This is a genomic window from Blautia schinkii (genome assembly GCF_013304825.1).
Lineage (GTDB): Bacteria > Bacillota > Clostridia > Lachnospirales > Lachnospiraceae > Blautia_A > Blautia_A schinkii_B.
This window is the reverse complement of sequence record NZ_JAAWUO010000003.1, coordinates 63,277-84,901: the sequence shown is the minus strand read 5'-3', so window position 1 is coordinate 84,901 and position 21,625 is coordinate 63,277. Positions and strand designations below refer to the sequence as shown.

Below are 21,625 nucleotides of genomic sequence, written 5' to 3'. Positions count from 1 at the left end.
TGTTATTTTATCCTGCGAATTGCCTCAAGCGCAGCAGCCTGTTCTGCTGCTTTCTTGGTGTGACCGGTTCCTGCTCCCATGCTCTCACCATTGATCAGGGCTTCCACAGTAAAGCTCTTGCTGTGATCCGGTCCCTCTTCTTTGAGAAGGCGGTATTCTACCGGATGGTTGCCGCCCTCCTGCACCATCTCCTGAAGAACAGTCTTACTGTCATAGAAAATTCTCTTATCTTCCAGATCATTCAGGATGAATTTCATGACAAAGGCCTGCGCCGGTTCAAAACCGCCGTCCAGATACATGGCTCCTATCAGGGATTCCAGGGCATCAGACACGATGGAATCGCGACCTCGACCACCCATCATCTCCTCACCTCTTCCAAGAAGGATAAATTCCGGAAGACCGAACTCTCTTGCACAATAAGCAAGACTCTTCTCACAGACCATGCTGGCACGTTTCTTGGTAAGCTCACCTTCCTGGTTGCTGCGGAATTTTTTGTACAGGAAATCACTGCTGATCAGTTCCAGAACAGCATCACCCAAAAACTCCAGACGCTCGTTGCATCCAAGCTTTCCAAGGTGTTTTTCATTTGCGTAGGAGCTGTGCGTCATAGCCTGTTCCAGTAAAGATTTTGCAGTAAACTGATATCCGATGGTCTGTTCCAGTTTTTTTAAATTATTTTCCATTTTTATATCCCTTCGTTGCACGGCGAAGAGTCTCCACTGCATCACCGACGGTTACGATCTCCTCGGCCTCCTCCTGGTCGATCTGAATATCATATGTCTCCTCCAGATCAATAAGAATCTGAAAGAAATCCAGGGAGTCAACTCCCAGTTCATCTACAAAAGTAGTCTTCTCTGTGATGGTATCCACGTTTCTTTCCAGGGTTTTTCCGATTATAGTTTTCAGCATTTCCAGTTCCACGACTGTTCGCCTCCTTTTCTGTCTGTGTTATGGTTTCTGATCTATTTCTCTTTGGCTTCTGCCTGGGCTTTCTGCTCAGCTGCGATAAATTCCTCGATCTTTTCGTTGATCTTCTCTTCCTTAAACTGCTCGCACTGGAAAATCGCGTGACGGATTTCTACGCTCTTGGCACTTCCGTGACTTTTTACCACAAGACCTTTTAAGCCGAGAAGAGGGGCTCCGCCATACTCACTGGCATCAAAAGCCTTCAGTGTTTTCTTAAGAGCCGGTTTCACCATCAGAGCTCCCATCTTGCTTCGGAAATCAGACATCATGCCCTGTTTGATCATAGACATCATGGTAGCTCCCACGCCTTCGTACAGCTTGAGGATAACATTTCCGACAAAAGCCTCGCACACAACTACGTCTGCATAGCCTGCCGGGATATCCCTGGCCTCAATGCTTCCGATAAAATTAATGTCCCTGCATTCTTTTAACAGAGGAAACGTTGCTTTTACAAGGGCGTTGCCTTTTTCTTCCTCTGCACCGTTGTTGACGATCGCTACTCTTGGTTTCCTGATTCCTACTACATTCTCCATATAAATGGAACCCATCTGCGCAAACTGCACCAGATGGTTCGGTCTGGCATCTACGTTGGCTCCACAGTCAATAAGAAGGGAAACACCTTTGGCTGTAGGGATCAGCGGAGCAAGGGGTGGTCTCTGGATTCCTTTGATCCTGCCTACGATCACCTGGCCGCCTACCAGGACTGCACCTGTACTTCCTGAGGAAACAAATGCGTCTGCTTCCTGTTTTTTTACAAGGTTTAATCCTACTACAATCGAAGAATCTTTCTTTTTCTGGATTGCCATTACCGGAGGCTCTGCTGTTTCGATGACCTGGGATGCGTGTACCACACGGATCCTGTCCCCGGGATAATCTGAATATTTCTGAAGTTCTGCTCGGATCACATCTTCCTGTCCTGTAAGGATAACCTGGATGTTCTGTTTTTCTTTTACGGCTTCTACTGCTGCCTTTACCGGCTCCACAGGGGCATTGTCACCGCCCATTGCGTCTACTACGACTTTTACCATTTCTGCCATGTTTTTTTCCTTTCTCTGCCCGAAAACCATTTCGGACGTTTCGCGGTACACTGTAGTGAAAATCCTCAGACTTTGCAGTACAAGGATTTTCACTGCAGAGTACCTGTTTTTACGTACCATTTTCTATGATACTAAAATTTTGCCTGGGAAGTCAATATCTTTCCTGTATTTCACAGCGAATTCACTATCAGATTTTATGCTGATTTGTGCTAAATAAAGAGCAAAATGGAGAGCCGGAGCCCTCCATTTATATGATCAGATAAATATTCTGTTCTATTAAGCATTTGATATCTCTTCTGACAAACCAACAGATATTCTATATTTCTATTCCTGCTCTGCGATCTTTTCTGCCAGATCGTTTAAATATACCCATCGGTCCATCTTTTCATCCAGCTTCTGCTGAGTCTCCTGCTGCTCATCAGAAAGCTCCCGGAGCTTCCCTGCGTTGGTGGCATTGGCAGCCATCTCTTTGTCCAGCTGTTCCAGACGTTCCTCCAGTGCTGCTATCGTCTCGTCGATGGTCTCGAATTCTTTCTGTTCTTTATAGGTAAATTTCAGCTTTTGTTTCCTGTTCTGCTTCCAGGTATCTGCGGAAGATTTCTTTTTTTCCTGGGGTTCGTTCTCTGCCTGAGTACTGCCAGGCATATCAGCACGGGTCTCAAAAGTCTGGCCTTTCCGTGCTTTCGCCTCCAGGTAATCAGTATATCCCCCTTCGTACTGTACCAGTCTGCCCTCTCCCTCAAAAGCCATGATCCGGTTTACAACATTATCCAGGAAATAGCGGTCATGAGATACTGTGATCACAATGCCTGAAAATGAATCCAGATAGTCCTCAAGAATGGTCATGGTCGGGATATCCAGATCATTTCCAGGCTCATCCAGAAGAAGCACATTGGGAGCTTCCATCAGGACTTTCAGAAGATACAGTCTTCGCTTCTCTCCTCCGGAAAGCTTCTCAACCGGAGTATACTGCATAGCCGGGTCAAAAAGAAATCTCTCAAGCATCTGAGAAGCAGTGATCCTTCCCTCTTTCGTCGGAACATATTCTGCCACCTCGCGTATGTAGTCGATCACTCGCTGTCTCCCGTCCATATCCGGAACGTTCTGGGCAAGATACCCGATACGGATGGTCTCACCGATTTGGATCTCACCGGAATCCGGGGCTACCATTCCTTCTACCATCTTAAGGAGTGTGGATTTACCGCAGCCATTAGGGCCGATAATCCCAAGGCGCTGATTTCGAAGCACAATATAATCAAAATCACTGATCAGCGTACGGCCCTCGATTGCTTTACTTACATGGTGGAATTCCACAGTTTTTTTGCCCATGCGGGTTTCAATGGAATCCATCTCCACGCTGGAATCTTTTACAGGAGTTTTGCCTGCTTTCAGGGCTTCCAGACGGTCCAGCCTTGCTCTCTGCTTGGTGCTTCTGGCACGGCATCCTCTTGCAGCCCATTCCAGTTCCATACGGAGAACGCTGCGGCGTTTCCGGTCACTGGCAAGCTCCATCTCTTCTCTCTGAGCCTTCAATTCCAGAAATTTGGAATAATCACCAGCATAGGAATACAGTTTGCCATGGCTGATTTCCAGGATACGGTTGGCTACGCGGTCCAGGAAATAACGGTCATGCGTTACCATGATCACAGTTCCCCGAAATCCCCGGAGAAAATCCTCCAGCCACGTTACCATCTCTCCGTCCAGGTGGTTGGTAGGCTCGTCCAAAATCAGGATATCTGCAGGGTTGAGAAGCATTCTGGCCAGAGCCACTCGTTTTTTCTCTCCGCCGGAAAGATTATCCATATTGATATTCTGGTCTGTGATCCCCAGAGTATTCAGCATACGGCGTGCCTCGCTCTCTGTACTCCAGTCTTTCTGCCATTTTCCCTCTGCCACATAGTCCAGAATGGTCATATGTTGAGGAAATTCCGGTGTCTGGGGAAGCCAGCTGATGCGGATCCCGTTCTGAGTGATCACCTGTCCCTCATCTGGTTCTTCTTCTCCCGCGATCACGCGGAGCAGAGTGGTCTTTCCTGTCCCGTTCACGCCGATGATCCCGATCTTCTCGCCCTGGTCAATACCGCAGGAAATATCATCAAAGATCACTTTGTCACCAAAAATCTTATGAATGTGTTCTATGTTCAAAATATTCATGCTTTATCTTCTCCGTTCATGAAAAAATCATTTCCATGATAGGATAGCGAATTTTTCTGTTCCCGTCAAGAACTGCTTGCTTTCCTCCATCTTCTTTGTTTTTTGTCCGGATTTCGTTAAATATTTTTTATTTTTCTTTACGTATTCCCGGAAAATGGCTGAAATAGTAGATCACAAACAGAACTGCCGTGATCACCCAGGATACCGGATAACTGAGCATGATATTATTGATTCCCGGATGCCTGGTAACAAAAACAAACAGCCAGATAATACGGATCAGACACACTCCTCCGCAGGTCAGGATCATGGGTATCAGCACTTTTCCTGCTCCCCTGAGTGCACCGGAGAGAATACCGATCACTACATAAAGGGCATAGGACGGGATCAGGAAACGGATCATATGAACACCGATGTCCACAACTCCCTGATCTGTGGTAAACAGACGGTAAATAGGCTCTGCAAACAGAAAAATACCTCCGCTTACAATAAAGGCGGTAATGTAAGCCATTATCATACAGACACGGACGCTTTTTTGCATACGGCGGTATTTTCCGGCACCGTAATTCTGTCCCACAAAGGTGGTAATTGAGATGGCAAAAGCATTGCACACCATCCAGAATACAGCATCAATTTTTCCCAGGGTTCCCCAGGCTGCCACGGTATCTGTTCCAAGCTCATTGACAAATATCTGAATGGTCAGATTGGCAATGTTGTACATTACAGATTCCAGTCCTGCCGGGAGTCCGATGCGGAGAACTGCTGCCAGAGAATGTGCATCAAACCGGATTTCATGGAACTTTAGGCGGTAAATATCGTTCGCCCGCATCAGAAACCAGGTAACAAGAATGGCACTGACTGCCTGGCAGCTTACTGTTGCAAGTGCAACACCCAAAACACCCATATGGAAGCTCACCACAAAGATCACATCCAGAAGAATATTAAGAAGGCAGGTGATGATCAGCACATACAGGGGTCTTTTTGAGTCTCCTACTGAACGTAAGATACTGGATACCATATTGTATACCAGGTTAAAAAAAGTTCCTGCAAAATAGATGTGGAGATACAGCACAGAATCCGGGATTACTTCTGCCGGTGTTTTCATAAGGTGCAGGATCGGCTCTGCCAGGATAAAACCTGCCATGCCTACGACCACACTGGCTGCCAGACAGAAGATCATGGAAGTATGAAGTGCCTTTTTTAGATTTTTGCTGTCTTTTGCCCCATAATACTGAGAGATCACTACAGCTGCTCCGGAACACAGGCCCACGAAGAATCCAACGATCAGATTCACGATCATGCTGGAAGATCCACCTACTGCTGCCAGTGCTTCTTTTCCCACAAACCGCCCTACTACTACAGTATCGGCGGTATTATAAACCTGCTGGAATAATGTTCCGAACAGGATCGGAAAGAAAAACAGCAGAAGCTGCTTCCAGATCACGCCTTCTGTGATCTGATTTACTTTGGCGGTATTTTCTTTCTGTAAATTTGTTTTCATATTATTTTTATTTCCTTTTCCCCTCGTTATATAGTTTTCACGATTCATTTTTTTAAGTATAAAAAAAAGCCGGTATACTTCATTAAGCATACCAGACTCTTTTCTGCATCGCATAAGTTGGAAGGATTAGTCCTCAACTTTGATGATTTCCTTCTTATTGTAGCTTCCGCAAGCTTTGCATACTCTGTGCGGCATCATAAGAGCTCCACATTTGCTGCATTTAACAAGGTTCATAGCGCTCATTTTCCAGTTCGCTCTTCTCTTGTCACGTCTAGCTTTGGAAGATTTGTTCTTAGGACAAATGGACATAGGTTACACCTCCTTAAATTTACTGAATATATCACTGATAGCTGCCATGCGGGGATCCTTCGGCTCCTCCTTGCATCCGCAGGGACCTTCGTTCAGGTTCTTCCCGCAGCGGCTGCAGATACCTTTGCAATCTTCTTTACATAAGACCTTCAAAGGCCAGCTTATCAATACCTCAAGATAGACCAACCGGTCCACATCCAGGTTCATACCTGTGAGATAGCTGCTCTCATCCAGATCGTTGACACGCTCTTCATCAGAAAGCTTCATATCAAGCTTCTTCTTGAATTCCAGCGGTATCTCTACTGAAACTGTCTCAAGACAGCGATCACAGGGAATCCCTACTGTAATCTTACCGGTTCCTGTAAGTTCAAGAACCTTATCACCTGTGTTGGTGATCGTAAGTTCCACTGGTTCTTTCGCAAGTACCGGAAAACTTCCCATCTGAAAATCAATCTTCTCCAGTTCCGGGATTGCCGACTCCTGGATTGTCTTACCATCAGAGGAAGAAATGTCTAATAATTGAATCTGCATAAGTCTCTCCTATCCACACTCGATTTATTATACATATGCTCTTGTGATTTGTCAATGTTATTTTCGGGAAAATATTACATTTTTTTAAATTTTTGATGAGGAAACTACGGGGGCTGAACTTCTGATAGTCAGCCCCCGATAATTCCAATATAAATCTCCGGTCATGTGCCCGAACTGTGGCGTGCCTGATAATGTCAGGTAACTCTGATTATACCAGTGCTACAGTCTCACGGCAGATTGCAAGCTCCTCGTTAGTCGGGATAACAGCAACCTTAACTCTGGAATCCGGTGTGGAGATCACGATCTCCTCGCCGCGATGTCCGTTAGCATCTTTGTCAAGTGTTACGCCAAGGTATCCAAGATAGCTTACAACCTTCTCACGTACCGGAATAGCGTTCTCGCCGATACCTGCTGTGAATACGATAGCGTCAACACCATTCATTGCTGCAACATATCCGCCTACGAATTTAGCAATGCCGTAGCAGAGAACATCGATTGCATTAGCTGCATCTTCGTTTCCGCTTTCAGCTGCCTCATTGAGGTCACGGAAGTCGCTGGAAAGTCCGCCGGAAAGTCCAAGAAGACCGGATTTCTTGTTGAGTACGTTCATAACGCCCTCGATGTCCAGATTCTCTTTCTTGGCAATAAACTCCATGATAGCCGGATCGATGTTACCGGAACGTGTTCCCATAACAACACCTTCAAGTGGTGTAAGACCCATTGTTGTATCTACGCATTTGCCGTTTACAACTGCACTGATGGAAGATCCGTTTCCAAGGTGGCAGACAATAACTTTGGAGTTATCTTTGTCAAGGCCAAGGAACTCAACAGCTCTCTTGGATACGAAGCTGTGGGATGTTCCGTGGAAGCCATATCTTCTTACTTTATATTTCTTGTAGAAGTCAAGCGGAAGTCCATAGAGATATGCTTTAGCCGGCATTGTCTGATGGAAAGCTGTATCAAATACGCCTACCTGCGGTACACCTGGCATAAGTTCTGCACATACACGGATACCGATAAGGTTAGCCGGGTTGTGAAGCGGTGCAAGGTCATTGCACTCTTCTACTGCTTTGATCATCTCGTCTGTGATCACTGCGGAAGAAGCGAATTTCTCGCCGCCGTGTACGACACGATGTCCGATAGCGTTAACCTCTTTCAGGCTTCCGATAGCACCTGTCTTATCGTTTGTAAGAGCATCCAGTACCATCTGGATCGCTTCTTTATGTGTTGGCATAGCTGCCTCTGTGATCTCTTTGTCACAGCCGGCTTTCTGATATACCAGTCTTCCGTCGATACCGATTCTCTCGCAAAGACCTTTTGCAAGTACATTCTCTGTCTCGGAATCGATTAACTGATATTTTAATGAAGAACTTCCACAGTTGATAACTAATACGTTCATGATTTTACTCTCCTGATTTTCAATAATTATTTATCCTCTGCCTGGCACTGTACTGCTGTGATAGCTACAACACCTACGATATCATCTGCAGAGCATCCGCGGGACAGGTCGTTTACAGGTTTTGCGATACCCTGTGTAACAGGTCCGTATGCTTCTGCTTTACCAAGACGCTGAGCAAGTTTGTATCCGATGTTACCTGCATCAAGGTCAGGGAATACCAGTACGTTAGCTTTACCAGCTACTTCGCTTCCTGGTGCTTTGGATGCGCCTACGCTTGGAACGATAGCTGCATCAAGCTGGAACTCTCCGTCAAGCTTAAGCTCCGGATGCTCCTCTTTTGCGATTCTTGTAGCCTCTACTACTTTATCTACGTCAGGATGTTTTGCACTTCCCTTGGTGGAGTGAGAAAGCATAGCTACGATCGGCTCCTCCTGAACAAGAAGTTCAAAGGACTCTGCGGAAGATGCTGCGATTGCGGAAAGTTCCTCCGGAGTCGGATTCTGGTTCAGACCGGAATCAGCAAATACGAATGCACCGTTTGCGCCGTACTCGCAGTCCGGAACTACGATCAGGAAGAATGCAGATACAAGTTTTGTTCCTGGTTTAGTCTTCAGGATCTGAAGGCACGGACGGAGTGTGTCTGCTGTAGAGTGGCAGGCACCGGATACCATACCGTCTGCATCGCCCATCTTAACCATCATTACGCCATAGTATGGGTACTGAGTATGAAGGATCTCTTTCGCTTTCTCAGGTGTCATACCTTTCTTAGCTCTCAGCTCTACGAATTTATCAATGTATGCCTGAGTTCTGTCGGATTTCTCCGGATCTACGATCTGTGCACCGGAAATATCAAAGCCGCCCTCTGCAGCTTTCTTGTTGATCTCTTCCTCATTACCGATAAGGATGATCTTGGCAACTCCCTCTTTCAGAATCTTGTCAGTTGCCTCAAGAGTTCTCATATCCTCTGTCTCTGGCAGTACAATTGTTTTTACGCTTTCTTTTGCTCTTTTCTTAAGCAGTTCAACAAATCCCATGATTAAATGGCTCCTTTCTTGATGTAACAAAAACGCTAGTGTCTGTTCGGGCACTACACTGTGTTTATTATACCCCCTTACCCTTTTCTTTTCAAGCGTTTCATTGTCAGAAAATGGCTATACTGCGTATTTTTTGAAGTGCAATGGTTACTATTCACCGGCAATGTTCTGCGAGGTGTTTTTTATGGTAAAGGTCACAGATGGCCCGAGGATTTCGGTTCACGATCATGAATTGCGTGATTTCTGTATCTTACAAAAGGTGTTGCCGGGTACAGAGCGTACAGCAGCATTCGGTTTTATGGCAGCAAAACAGATTTCGAATGCCGCTTAACTTTTTACATTGCTTATGTTAAAATAGCACCATTATTATAATATAAAAGCTTATTTCAAGATTTGAATTTTCAGAAACGGCAGGTATTTTTATATGAAAGTTGTTGGAATTATTGCAGAATATAACCCATTTCACAGGGGGCATGAATATCAGATCCGTTATGCAAAAGAAACTCTTGGTGCTGATTATGTTGTAATCGCCATGAGCGGAGATTTTGTACAAAGAGGTGCTCCTGCCCTTATGGAAAAACATGTCCGGGCTGAGATGGCTCTTCTTGGTGGTGCTGACCTGGTTCTGGAAATGCCGGTGCAGACAGCAACGGCCAGTGCAGAAGGATTTGCCGCAGGTGGCGTAAGCCTTCTTGACGGGCTTGGTGTTATAGACGAATTATGTTTCGGAAGTGAATGCGGAGATACAGAGATTCTTATGGATGTTGCAGAAATCCTGGTGAAAGAACCATCTGAATATCGTGATCTCCTTCAGCAGAATCTTCGTGCCGGAATGAGTTTTCCTGCTGCAAGAAGCAGTGCATTGATCGGTTACATTCAGGAAAAAATCGCTTTCGGGCTAAATACATTGGGTAGTACTTCGTCAGAACATATTGAGCTCGTCCTTTCTTCTCCTAACAATATCCTGGGAATCGAATACTGCAAGGCACTTCTCCGTCTTAACAGCCGGATCATTCCTCATGCACTTTTAAGAAAAGGAAATGGTTATCATGATACGGATTTTTCTCTTCTTTCTGATGAAAAGTTTCCCTCTGCTTCCGGCATCCGGAACTTTATGAAAAAATCCGAAAAAGCCGGGCAGTCTGCTGATTTTTCCCGATTGATTCCTTCTGCTTCTATTTCTGGATTTCTGGATTCTCTCGAAAAAGGAGCATGGCTTTCTGACTCAGCACTGGATCTTCCTCTGCATTACAAACTTCTTCTGGAATCCGAAGAAACTTTACAAATGTATCCGGATCTTTCGGATGCACTGATCCGACGTATACTGAAATCCCGTAATCAATATGAAGGTTTTTCCCAGTTTGCAGATCTTCTGAAAACACGGGATATTACCCGTTCTGCTATTTGCCGCAGCCTTGTCCGAATCTTTCTTAATCAAAAAACAAAAGCACCCGGACATATTCCCTATGCCCGGGTACTTGGTTTTCGAAAAAGCAGTGCTCCGCTTCTCAGCCAGATCAAGAAGAATTCCTCAATCCCATTAATTACCAAGGCAGCGGATGCCTCTTCAATCCTTGATGAAAATGCACTTCAGCTTTTTCATGAAACCTGTGAGGCTTCCAATCTTTACGAAATGCTTCTCTGCCACAAGACAGGCCTGCCTTTTATCCATGAGATGAAAAAGCCACTTCGGATCATTTAACCAATCAAGGAAGTCCCCTGCGAAGTTGCGAATCTCCACTTGACTATAACTCGCTCTTCCGGATCGCTTCCACTGCTTCCTGGATCTTCTCTGGCGGAAGGACAAGAGCGAAGCGTACATATCCTTCCCCGTGTGGACCGAAGCTTGCTCCCGGGGTTACAATGACACCGGCTTTTTCCATCAGTTCCATACAGAAAGCCATACTGTCTGTGCGGCCGCCCGGGATCTTCGCCCAGACGAACATGGTGCCTTTTCCATTAGGAAGTTCCCAGCCAATATCGCGAAGTCCCTGGCAGAGTGCATCTCTTCTCTCCTGGTACATCTGGCACTGTTCTTTTACACTTTCCAGCGGGCCATTCAGTGCGGCGATGGCAGCTTTCTGGAGTGGCAGAAACATACCGAAGTCAATCTGGCTTCTCAGTTTACGAAGTGCTGCGATCACATCCGGACGGCCTACCAGGAAACTGAGTCTCGCACCTGTGACATTAAATGATTTGGAAAGACTGAAAAACTCCACGCCAATATCTTTCGCTCCCGGAGTTGCCAGGAAGCTTCCGCCGAAAGCTCCGTCAAAGATGATATCGCTGTAAGCATTGTCATGAATGATCAGAATATCATATTTTTTCGCAAATTCCACGATTTCTTCGTAAAGTCCCGGGGTAGCAATGCTTCCTACCGGGTTGGACGGCAGGGACACTACCATATATTTGGCTTTCTTCGCCACTTCTTCCGGAATGCCCTTCACATAAGGGAGAAAATCATGTTCTGCAACAAGCGGGTAATAATAAGGAACTGCCCCTGCCATCAGGCTGCCTGCTGCAAATACGGGATAGCACGGATCCGGGAGAAGTACTGTATCTCCCTCATCGCATAGCGCCATGCCAAGATGTCCCATTCCTTCCTGGCTTCCATAAACAGTCATCACCATGTCCGATGTCAGTTCCACATCAAAGCGTTTCTTATAATAAGTACAGACAGAGTCCAGAAGCTCCGGCAGATCACGTAAGCTGTACTTCCAGTTGTCGTCATCCATGGCCGCTTCCGCTACGGCCTTTTTAATATATTCCGGTGTCTTGAAATCCGGAGTTCCCACACTCATGTTATAGATCTTCATGCCCTGTGCTTCCAGCTCCATGCGCCGGTTGTTCAGAGCTGCAAAAATTTCATCTCCAAATCTGTCCAGTCTTTTTGAAAACTGCATATCATTCGTCCCTCTTCCATAATAAATTATAATCGTCTAAGCCTGTAAGCATTCTGCTCTGCTGCATGTTTATAAACGAAATCGCAAAGCGATTTCATTTATTTTACCACGGTAACGTGGCATACTCAAGAATTTTCAGTAAAAAAAGAACCATCACCTGTGCAAAGCAGCTGTTCATTTTCCACTCTGCACGCAATCGGTAATGGTTCTTCATTATTTTTCAGTTTATTCAGATAATAGAATACGGTCATTATCCAGGGCTTTGCCGGCTCCTGTCTTAAATTTCTCAAGAAGACCATCCACAGTCATGTTTTTCTTTTCCTCTCCTCCGATGTCCAGCACGATATTACCGGAGTCCATCATCAGGATACGGTTTCCAAGATCGATCGCAGACTGCATATTGTGTGTGATCATCAGGCAGGTCAGCTGATGTTCTTCCACGATCCTTCTGGTAAGATTCAAAACTTTCTCAGCAGTTCCCGGGTCAAGTGCAGCAGTATGCTCGTCCAGAAGAAGCAGTTTTGGAGGGTTCATTGTCGCCATCAGAAGTGTCAGTGCCTGTCTTTGTCCACCGGAAAGGAGACCTACCGGATGACTCATCCGCTCTTCCAGTCCAATGTCCAGCTTCTTCAGTTCCTCACGGAAACGTTCTTTTTCCTGCCGGGTCGTATGAGAAAGCCATCCGCCCTTGCCAGCTGCAAGTGCAAGATTTTCTTCGATCGTCATGCCTGGTGCAGTTCCGCGCATGGGATCCTGATAAAGACGGCCGATTTCTTTTGCGCGTGCATGCTGCGGCATAAATGTGATATCCCTGCCGTCCAGTTCGATCGACCCTGCATCTGTAAGAAAATCACCGCAGATTGCGTTAAAGAGTGTTGATTTTCCTGCACCATTGGAACCGATGATCGTAGCAAAGTCACCTTTTTTCAGTTCCAGGGAAAGATCTTCTATTGCTTTTTTTTCGTTTACAGTTCCCGGATTAAATGTTTTTGAAATATGGCTGATTTTTAACATGGATCATCTGCCTCCTTTTGCATGAGTCATTCTTCTTCGTATCTGCGGCCACTGCTTCTTAAGATACGGGCCGGAAATTGCAAGAATAACGATCACAGAAGATACCAGTTTCAGCATAAATGCCGGCATGTTGAAACGAAGTGCAATGGTGTATACAAGACGGAAAATAAAGGAACCAAGCACCATTCCTACCGCTCTCACAAAAATTCCTCCACGACCAAGAAGTGTGCCTCCGATCAGCAGAGAGGCCAGCGCGATGGTAACCATTCCCTGCCCGATATTGATATCTACCGATTTCTGTGACTGAGACAGAAGACATCCGGAAAGTGCTGTAAATGCATTTGCCACGCAAAGACCGATCACAGTTGTAAATACCGGATTAATGGAGGAAGATTTTACCATGTCAGAATTATTTCCTGTTGCCCTGATTGCCAGACCAAGCCTTGTTTTCAGGAAAAATACCAGAAATACGATCACAAGGATCACTGCGATGGCTGCTATAAAAATATCTTCCCTGCCTTTTAAAGGTGTACCTGCAAGTGCATCTTTCATCATGGTAAATACTGTGGTTGTCCGGTTCATATTGATCAGGGACGAACCTCCCATGACCGCAATATTTACGGAATATAATGCAGTATTTACAATAATACCTGCAAGCAGGCTGTCTACTCCCAGCTTTGTCTGCAGGATCGCAGTTACAAATCCCGATGTAACACCTGCTGCCATAGCTGCCGCAATGGACAGAAACGGATGCCCGCTTACAGCAACCACGGCTCCTACAGCAGCTCCGAAGGTAAAGCAGCCATCTGTAGAAAGGTCGCAGACATTCAGCATGGAATAACTAAGAAACAGAGCAAGAACTGTCAGTGAACAGATCAGTCCAAGCTTCAGGGCAGTCTCCCCGAGGGAGAGCATAGTTGCAATCGTCACAGTGATTTCCTCCAATTGGATTTATTTCATAACTGCTCACAAAGGTGAGCAGCTTCTTTATTTTGTTTCTACTTCATCAAAGCTTTCTGCAGTTGTGATTTCATTTACCTGTGTGCAAAGAGGCCCAAATGCCTTCTTTACTGTATCGAAATCAAGGCCAAGTGCTTTACAGGTTTCTGTATTAACTGTTGCAGTACCATTATCAAATGTTTCAACAGCTGTTTTGGACGGATCAGCGTTATCTACCAGGATATCTGCAATCATATCGGCTGTTTTCTGTCCGAGGTTTGCATAATCAACACCATATCCTACAAAAGCACCGTTTAATGCAAAGGAGTCAGCTCCTGTGTAGTGCGGGATTCCTGCGTCGATGAATTTTTCATAAATAGAAAGCTCTGCTGTCATGATGGTGTTGTCTGTAGGTGTAAATACGGCATCCACACCGTCAGCAATCAGTGCATCTGCTGCAAGCTGAACTTCGTCTGTAGTCGTTCCGGTACGCTCTACATATTCGATTCCCTCTTTATCCAGATAATCTTTTGCTTCCTGGATAGCTGTTGTGGAGGAATCCTGTCCTACATCATAAAGAAGACCGATTTTCTTTACATCCGGATTCTGTGCCTGGATCAGTTTCATGATAGAAGAAGTATCCAGATAGTCACTGGTTCCTGTTATATTAGCTCCGGGAGCATCCAGGGAATCTACAAGGCCGGAGCCAACCGGATCAGATACTGCCGAGAAAACAACCGGTGTATCACTTCCTTCTGTAGCAGACTGCATGCGCATTGCTACCGGTGTAGCCACACCTACCATCAAGTCAACATTATCAGCCTGGAAATCAGAAATGATCTGTTCCATAACACTGGCATCTGCATTACAATTATCGTAAGATACATCAAATGTAATGCCTTTTTCCTTGCCAATCTCTTCCAGACGGGACTGGATATTATCTACGATCTGATTCAGGGAAGCATCGTCTACATAATTGCAGATACCCACTTTGAAATCCTCTGCCATAACCGGGCTGGTCATCATCATAGTTGTTGCTGCTACTGCTGCTGCGATTACTAACATTCTTTTTTTCATAGTTTTGTTCTCCCTTCTTAAATCCGCTTTACTTAACTTTTGTACACCTGCGGTCTGCTTATCCAGAGCACTGTTTCCCTTCGGAATCCAGGCTCTCATCCGGAACAACTTTTTTATGCAACAGAAGCTTTTTCCTGTAACACAAAAACCGTCCCAAGCTTATATTATGCTTGAGACGGTAATAAAAGTTCTTTATTATCGCGGTACCACTCAAATTGACGAATCGCCCACTTTCCGGTGTACTAACATACACTCCTCATTGGTAACGGGTTCGGTTCCCGTCGGCGCCTACTGTACAGATAAATAGTTCGGGCCGCCCTCGAAAGTCCATTCAACATCTGGTCCCCTGCGGATTTCCACCATCACCGCTCTCTGTGAAGCTTCCTGAAATGTCTACTTCTCTTTCTCACTGGTTTGTTTTTTAAGTTGTGTTTACTTTAGCACATCAACGTAACTCTGTCAACCCCGAAATGAAATTATTTCAGGATTAATTGTTACTGTTCACTGGTAATATCCCGCGAGGCGTTTTTTGTGAGCAAAGGTCACAGAAAACCCGAGAATTGCGGCGCGAAATCATGCACAGCATGATTTCTGTGCATCGCGAAGCGTGTTGCTGGTCACAGAGTGAACAGTAACGATTAATTCTTGAAGCTGTGAATCGGTGCCGGAATTCTTCCACCTCTCTGCACAAATGCATCGCAGGAGAATGAATTTACAGGCATGATCGGTGCATAACCAAGAAGACCTCCGAACTCAACAGTCTCACCAACACCTTTACCGATAACCGGGATCAGACGTACTGCTGTTGTCTTCTGGTTTACCATACCGATGGCAGACTCATCTGCAATGATACCTGCCAGTGTAGTAGCCTTGGTATCTCCTGGAACTGCGATCATATCAAGTCCTACAGAGCATACACAGGTCATGGCCTCCAGCTTCTCCAGAGTAAGTGCGCCCTCGTTTACAGCATCGATCATTCCCTGGTCCTCGCTGACCGGAATAAATGCGCCACTTAATCCACCTACAGCCGCTGCTGCCATAACGCCGCCCTTTTTAACCTGATCGTTCAGAAGTGCAAGTGCTGCTGTTGTTCCTGGTGCACCGGCTCTCTCAAGGCCAATCTCCTCCAGTATCTCTGCTACAGAATCACCGATTGCCGGTGTCGGTGCAAGGGAAAGATCCACAATACCGAACGGTACATCAAGACGCCTGGATGCCTCACGTGCAACAAGCTGTCCAACACGTGTTACCTTAAATGCTGTACGCTTGATCATCTCGCAAAGTGTTCCGAAGTCCTCTCCACGAACCTGTTCCAGTGCCTTCTTAACAACTCCGGGACCGCTGACACCTACGTTGATAATGCAGTCAGCCTCTGTAACACCGTGGAAAGCACCTGCCATAAACGGGTTATCATCCGGTGCGTTGCAGAATACCACAAGCTTGGCACAGCCAAGGGAATCCTGCTCCCTGGTAGCTTCTGCAGTAGCAAGAACGATCTCGCCCATCAGTTTTACAGCGTCCATGTTGATACCAGTCTTTGTGGAACCAACATTTACAGAACTGCAGACACGTTCTGTCTCTGCCATAGCCTGCGGAATAGAACGGATCAGAAGCTCCTCTGCTGGAGTCATTCCTTTGCTTACCAGTGCAGAATATCCTCCAATAAAGTTAACCCCAACTTCCTTTGCACATTTATCCAGTGTTTTTGCGATCGTTACAAAATCTTCTGTTTTTTTACATGCAGCTCCGCCAACCAATGCGATAGGAGTTACGGAGATTCTTTTGTTTACGACCGGGATTCCGTACTCTTTCGCAATCTCATCACCTGTTGCCACAAGATTTCTTGCTTTTGTGGTGATTTTCTCGTATATTTTCTGATTCAGTGCATCCAGGTCAGGATCGATGCAATCCAGAAGGCTGATACCCATAGTGATGGTACGCACATCCAGGTTTTCCTGCTCGATCATTTTATTTGTCTCGTTTACCTCAAAAATATTGATCATTTTTTATTTTCTCCCTGATGAATGATGTAAAATAGATATAATTCATTTAATAAAATAACTGATACACTACACTGTTATTTTATTACACTCTGTGCATCATGTTAAAAATATCTTCATGCTGGCAGTGAATCACTACGCCGATCTCTTTGCCCAGATTCTCAAGCTCGCCGGCAAGTGTGCCGCCATCTTTCTCACATTTCGCTGTATCTGCGATCATCATCATGTTGAAATACCCCTGAACGATGGTCTGAGAAATATCCAGAATATTTACCTGATTTTCTGCAAGATATGTACAAACCTTTGCGATAATTCCTACTGTGTCATTTCCTACTACTGTGATAATTGTCTTCTTCATCGTTTTTTCCTTTCTACACTGTGATTATTTCTGATATGTGATCCCGCTTTGCTACCTGGATTCTGAAATCCCTGGATCTGTACGGGTTGTCACCAAGTGTCACCTCCGAGCAGACTGTCTCGTAGGCAAGTTCTTCATAATTGTTCTCACGACTTAAATGGCCGAGAAAAACAGCTTTCAGATTATCATGGAGGATCCGGCAGAGAAGCCTTCCTGCATTCTCATTGGAGAGATGACCTCTGTCTCCCAGGATTCTCTGTTTCAGATAATATGGGTATTTACCAACCTGGAGCATACGGATGTCGTGATTTGCTTCCAGAAGCACCGCATCCAGATTCTCCAGATTCTTAACAATATAATCATTGTATTTCCCAAGGTCTGTGGCAATTCCAACTGAATGCTCCCCACACTCCAGACGATAACCTACCGGCTGGGCAGCATCATGAGGAATGGTAAAAGGATTCACTGTCAGATCCTTGATCTCAAAAGGTTCGTCTTCCCGGATCTCATGGATCAGCCCTTCCGGCATTTTTCCCAGGGATTTCATCCGAAGCATGGCATCTGCTGTTCCACCTGTGGTGTAGATGGGGATTCCGTATTTTCTGGAGATCACCCCTAGTCCCTTGATATGGTCGGAATGTTCGTGAGTGATCAGGATTCCGTCCACATCCTTCCCGGTAAGCTCCAGCGAATTCAGACCTTTCTCAATGCTCTTTCCGCTGATTCCCACATCCACCAGTACATGTGCTTCCTCCGAACCCACATAGATACAGTTGCCGCTGCTTCCGCTGGCAATACTACAAAGTCTCATTTCTCTCTATCCCTTCTCTGATCTGTCTCCGGGTATCCTCCAGATCTCCGTTATTTTCGATCACATAGTCTGTATTCTCCCTGAACACCTGATCGGATACCTGGTTTCGGATAATGCCAAGAGATTTATCCCTGGAATAGCCTCGGCTTTCCATCAGCCGCTGTATCCGGATCTCCTCCTCTGTGTATACATACCAGACTTCATCACAGAACTCCTGATATCTTTCTTCCAGAAAAAGAGCTGCTTCCACAACACAGATTCCTCTTCCTGCCTCTCTCTGTTTGTCGATGAGGTGCAGGATTCTCTGCTTCACAGCCGGATGAATGATCCCGTTTAATTTCAAAAGCATATCCTTATCTGTGAATACTACATCAGAAATCCGTCTGCGGTCAATAGTTTTATCTTTTTTTATGATTTCTTTTCCAAACAATGCGATCACTGCATCATAACATTCTTCGCCTGGTTCCATCAGAACATGGCCTAAAAGATCTGCCTGGATCACATAAGCATCAAAATCTTTTTCCAATATCCCAAGCACTGTACTCTTTCCGGCACCTACTCCGCCGGTTACTCCGATCACTCTCATTTATTTCGCCTCATACCAGCTGTCACCCTGGTGCATATCCACGTCAAGTTCCACTGCCAGATGGGCAGCTCCCTTCATCTCTTCTTCCAGAATGCGGGAAACAATTTCGATTTCTTCCTTCCTGGTCTCGATCAGAAGCTCATCGTGTACCTGAAGCACCAGCCTTGACTCTAAGCCTTCTCGTTTCATTCGTTCATAAACATGGTTCATGGCAATCTTGATGATGTCTGCCGCAGTTCCCTGGATCGGGGAATTCATAGCTACACGCTCACCAAAAGAACGCTGCATGAAATTGCTTGATTTCAGTTCCGGCACCGGTCTTCTTCTGCCAAACATAGTCGTTACATAACCGTGTTCCCTGCCATCTTTTACAAGGCCATCCAGAAATCCCTTGATCTTCGGATATGTCTCGAAATATTTTTCGATATAGGCTGCTGCCTCTTTTCTGGTTATACTCAAATCCTGGCTCAGTCCGAAAGAGCTGATTCCATACACGATTCCGAAGTTTACAGCCTTGGCATTTCGTCTCTGCAGCGGTGTAACCTCATCGAGGGGCACATGGAACACCTGGGATGCTGTAAGGCGGTGGATATCCTCTGCCTCTCTGTATGCCTGGATCAGTTTCTCATCCCCGGACATGTGGGCCAGCACACGAAGCTCGATCTGAGAATAATCGGCATCCAGAAACACATATCCATCCTCCGGCACAAAAACCTTGCGGATCAGTCTTCCAAGTTCCATACGTACCGGAATATTCTGAAGATTCGGCTCTGTGCTGCTGATACGACCGGTAGCTGTAATCGTCTGATTAAAAGTGGAGTGGATTCGTCCGTCTTTTCCAATCACATTTCCAAGCCCATCCGCATAGGTGGATTTCAGTTTGGTAAGCTGACGGTATTCCAAAATATCCTTCACAATGGCATAATCCGGTGCCAGTTTATCCAGGATATCTGCCGCAGTAGAATAGCCTGTCTTGGTCTTCTTTCCACCTGGAAGTCCCATTTTTTCAAAAAGGATCACTCCAAGCTGCTTTGGGGAATTGATATTAAAATCCTCCCCTGCCTCCTGCCAGATTGTTTTCTCCAGCTGCTGAATACGCACACTCAGTTTCTCTCCGTAACTTTTAAGTTCCTCTCCTTTGACGGAAATTCCCCATTTCTCCATGGAATTCAGCGTAAATACCAACGGAAGCTCAATTTCATCATAAACCTTTCTCATTCCTGTTTCATCCAGCTTCTCAAGAAGGACTTTACATGCCATATAAGGCACAAAAGCCTGATAGCAGGCATAATTGCCTAGGCCCTCCATCTCATCCTCCCAGGCCTTCTTTTGTGATGTTTTTCCCAGAAGGTCCTCTTTTGCAGGAAGCATCATGCCATCCAGATATTCTCTGGCAATATCATCGTGAGTGTAGGAAGATTTCAGAGGATTTAGAAGATATGCGGCAACACCTGCGTCAAAAACCTTCGCCGGGTCAGCAAGTGCCGCATGCTTCAGTACTGCCTTGATATCCATGGCGCAGATTACTGTATGTTCCCCAAGAGTTGCAATTTTTCCGCACAGATATTCTCCTGTAAGAAGTCCTCCCACCGAAATCTGATAAATATCTTTTTCATCAAGGACAAGTCCTACCGTATATACCTGCTCCGGATCTGCAAGGATGGATATTCCCACCTGCTTCTTATTCGCAGCTTTTTCAAACAGAGTCTCCACCCCTGAGAGATCATTGCAGGTAAAAAACTCCAGATCCATGGAAGAATCTGCTGCTATAGATGTGTCAAAACGGTTCAGCATATTTTTGAATTCCAGTCTCTTGCACAATTCATAAGCTTCCGGTGTGTACGGATTTTCAACTTTTGCCTTCTCATAGGAAAATTCAAGAGGACTGTCTGTATTAATAGTAGCAAGCTCTTTGGAAAGCTGTGCCATATCATAATGCTCCCGAAGAGACTCTCTTGCCTTGTTTGGCTTCACTTCTTCCAGATGCTCATGTGCATTCTCAATGCATCCAAACTGAACGATCATTTTGGTGGCTGTCTTCTCACCTACTCCTGGAATTCCCGGAATATTATCAGAACTGTCGCCCATCAATGCTTTCAGCTCGATAATCTGCGGCGGTGTTACCTGATATTTTTCAAAAACTTCCGCTGTGTGGTAGTTTTCAATGGTTGTCTTACCCCGGACTGTCTTCGGCAAACGGATCAGGATCTTATCTGTGGCAAGCTGGAGAAGATCTCTGTCTCCGGAAAGAATGGTAACATCCATCCCCTTCGCTTCACTCCTTCTGGCAACCGTACCAAGAAGATCATCTGCCTCATATCCTTCCAGCGACATGATATTGATTCCCATCGCAGTAAGCATTTCTCTGATCAGGGGAACCTGTTCCCTGAGTTCTTCCGGCATAGGCTTACGAGTCCCCTTGTAAGCTTCATATCTCTTGTGGCGGAACGTAGGTGCACTCAGATCAAAAGCAACTGTCAGATATTCCGGATTTTCCTCCTCCATAATCCTGAACATAATGTTCAGAAATCCATATACGGCTCCTGTATGACGTCCCTCGGCATTGGTAAGATCCGGCAGCCCGTAGAACGCACGGTTCAAAATGCTGTGTCCGTCGATCAGTAATATTTTTTCACTCAAAATCTAATTCCCTCCTTAATTTCCAGGATCACGAAAATGAGAAAGACCACAAGCACAGCGATCAGAGCACAGACCGCAACGGCTGCTACAGCTCTGTGAAATTTCTTCCTGCGAATATATTTCCTGGATTTCCGGATATCCTCCTCCAGAAGTTTCCTGAAATCCAGAACCGAATCTTCCTTCTGCTCATCCAGCTGCTGCATGGCTTTATGCACAATGAAATATGTGGCAAGTTCATCGTAGCAGGAGGAACAGTTCTCAATATGCTCCAGAAAATCCTCCAGATCATTTAAAGGCAGCGTATGATTGATATATTTACTGACCATTTCTTCTGCAATACGACAATCCATATGATTCCCTCTCTTTACT

Annotated in this window: 21 protein-coding genes and 1 other annotated feature; of the genes, 2 read left to right on the top strand and 19 right to left on the bottom strand. The window is 45.6% G+C overall.

The genetic code is table 11. The annotated features are described in order from the left end of the window. Positions 1-2: 2 nt before the first annotated feature. The 9 genes from rnc to pta form a co-directional block, all read right to left on the bottom strand. A complete protein-coding gene (gene rnc, locus HFM85_RS03175) occupies positions 3-683 on the bottom strand; it encodes a ribonuclease III (protein WP_173737079.1) in 681 nt (226 codons plus the stop codon). Beyond that, complete coding sequence (locus tag HFM85_RS03170; protein WP_330594698.1) at positions 673-921, bottom strand: acyl carrier protein; 249 nt, start codon at positions 919-921, stop codon at positions 673-675. Before HFM85_RS03170 ends, rnc begins: the two co-directional genes overlap by 11 nt. Positions 922-962: 41 nt before the next feature. Beyond that, complete coding sequence (gene plsX / locus HFM85_RS03165) at positions 963-2,003, bottom strand: phosphate acyltransferase PlsX (protein WP_173737080.1); 1,041 nt, start codon at positions 2,001-2,003, stop codon at positions 963-965. Between the two features lie 324 nt (positions 2,004-2,327). After that, positions 2,328-4,157, bottom strand: a complete 1,830-nt coding sequence (locus tag HFM85_RS03160) for an ABC-F family ATP-binding cassette domain-containing protein (RefSeq protein WP_173737081.1) — start codon at positions 4,155-4,157, stop codon at positions 2,328-2,330. A gap of 127 nt (positions 4,158-4,284) precedes the next feature. Continuing rightward, the gene (locus HFM85_RS03155; RefSeq protein ID WP_173737082.1) at positions 4,285-5,655 is read right to left on the bottom strand and encodes an MATE family efflux transporter; all 1,371 of its coding nucleotides are present in this window, start codon (positions 5,653-5,655) and stop codon (positions 4,285-4,287) included. 126 nt (positions 5,656-5,781) lie between these two features. Then, positions 5,782-5,964, bottom strand: a complete 183-nt coding sequence (gene rpmF, locus HFM85_RS03150; protein ID WP_015525241.1) for a 50S ribosomal protein L32 — start codon at positions 5,962-5,964, stop codon at positions 5,782-5,784. Positions 5,965-5,967: 3 nt separating this feature from the next. After that, the gene (locus HFM85_RS03145; protein ID WP_173737083.1) at positions 5,968-6,495 is read right to left on the bottom strand and encodes a YceD family protein; all 528 of its coding nucleotides are present in this window, start codon (positions 6,493-6,495) and stop codon (positions 5,968-5,970) included. 208 nt (positions 6,496-6,703) lie between these two features. Next, a complete protein-coding gene (locus tag HFM85_RS03140; protein WP_173737084.1) occupies positions 6,704-7,894 on the bottom strand; it encodes an acetate/propionate family kinase in 1,191 nt (396 codons plus the stop codon). A 26-nt stretch (positions 7,895-7,920) separates the two neighbouring features. Further along, positions 7,921-8,928, bottom strand: coding sequence for a phosphate acetyltransferase (gene pta, locus HFM85_RS03135; RefSeq protein ID WP_173737085.1), 1,008 nt, complete (start codon positions 8,926-8,928; stop codon positions 7,921-7,923). A 184-nt stretch (positions 8,929-9,112) separates the two neighbouring features. Between pta and HFM85_RS03130 the strand changes: the two genes are divergently transcribed. Together HFM85_RS03130 and HFM85_RS03125 are read left to right on the top strand one after the other, a co-directional pair. After that, the gene (locus tag HFM85_RS03130; RefSeq protein ID WP_173737086.1) at positions 9,113-9,259 is read left to right on the top strand and encodes a hypothetical protein; all 147 of its coding nucleotides are present in this window, start codon (positions 9,113-9,115) and stop codon (positions 9,257-9,259) included. A 93-nt stretch (positions 9,260-9,352) separates the two neighbouring features. Further along, entirely contained in the window at positions 9,353-10,630 is a 1,278-nt protein-coding gene (locus HFM85_RS03125) for a tRNA(Met) cytidine acetate ligase (RefSeq protein ID WP_173737087.1), read from the top strand. Positions 10,631-10,673: 43 nt separating this feature from the next. On the opposite strand, the gene HFM85_RS03120 is transcribed toward HFM85_RS03125, so the two are convergent. The 10 genes from HFM85_RS03120 to HFM85_RS03075 form a co-directional block, all read right to left on the bottom strand. Then, positions 10,674-11,831, bottom strand: a complete 1,158-nt coding sequence (locus HFM85_RS03120; protein WP_173737088.1) for a pyridoxal phosphate-dependent aminotransferase — start codon at positions 11,829-11,831, stop codon at positions 10,674-10,676. Positions 11,832-12,056: 225 nt separating this feature from the next. Continuing rightward, the gene (locus HFM85_RS03115; RefSeq protein WP_173737089.1) at positions 12,057-12,845 is read right to left on the bottom strand and encodes an ABC transporter ATP-binding protein; all 789 of its coding nucleotides are present in this window, start codon (positions 12,843-12,845) and stop codon (positions 12,057-12,059) included. A 3-nt stretch (positions 12,846-12,848) separates the two neighbouring features. Continuing rightward, positions 12,849-13,760: an ABC transporter permease gene (locus HFM85_RS03110; protein ID WP_173737145.1), complete on the bottom strand. Its 912-nt coding sequence runs from the start codon at positions 13,758-13,760 to the stop codon at positions 12,849-12,851. Between the two features lie 72 nt (positions 13,761-13,832). Beyond that, positions 13,833-14,861, bottom strand: coding sequence for an ABC transporter substrate-binding protein (locus tag HFM85_RS03105; RefSeq protein WP_173737090.1), 1,029 nt, complete (start codon positions 14,859-14,861; stop codon positions 13,833-13,835). Positions 14,862-15,029: 168 nt separating this feature from the next. Further along, positions 15,030-15,280 (bottom strand) — a binding site (T-box leader). A 219-nt stretch (positions 15,281-15,499) separates the two neighbouring features. Then, the gene (locus HFM85_RS03100; protein ID WP_173737091.1) at positions 15,500-16,864 is read right to left on the bottom strand and encodes a PFL family protein; all 1,365 of its coding nucleotides are present in this window, start codon (positions 16,862-16,864) and stop codon (positions 15,500-15,502) included. Between the two features lie 82 nt (positions 16,865-16,946). After that, positions 16,947-17,219: an ACT domain-containing protein gene (locus tag HFM85_RS03095; protein WP_119239857.1), complete on the bottom strand. Its 273-nt coding sequence runs from the start codon at positions 17,217-17,219 to the stop codon at positions 16,947-16,949. Positions 17,220-17,232: 13 nt separating this feature from the next. Further along, complete coding sequence (locus HFM85_RS03090; protein ID WP_173737092.1) at positions 17,233-18,030, bottom strand: MBL fold metallo-hydrolase; 798 nt, start codon at positions 18,028-18,030, stop codon at positions 17,233-17,235. After that, the gene (gene coaE, locus HFM85_RS03085; protein WP_173737093.1) at positions 18,017-18,616 is read right to left on the bottom strand and encodes a dephospho-CoA kinase; all 600 of its coding nucleotides are present in this window, start codon (positions 18,614-18,616) and stop codon (positions 18,017-18,019) included. The genes HFM85_RS03090 and coaE overlap by 14 nt, the downstream gene beginning before the upstream one ends. Then, positions 18,617-21,256: a DNA polymerase I gene (gene polA / locus HFM85_RS03080; protein WP_173737094.1), complete on the bottom strand. Its 2,640-nt coding sequence runs from the start codon at positions 21,254-21,256 to the stop codon at positions 18,617-18,619. Continuing rightward, on the bottom strand, positions 21,253-21,606 hold the full coding sequence (locus HFM85_RS03075; protein ID WP_173737095.1) for an anti-sigma factor family protein: 354 nt from the start codon (positions 21,604-21,606) through the stop codon (positions 21,253-21,255). The genes polA and HFM85_RS03075 overlap by 4 nt, the downstream gene beginning before the upstream one ends. Positions 21,607-21,625: the final 19 nt, after the last annotated feature.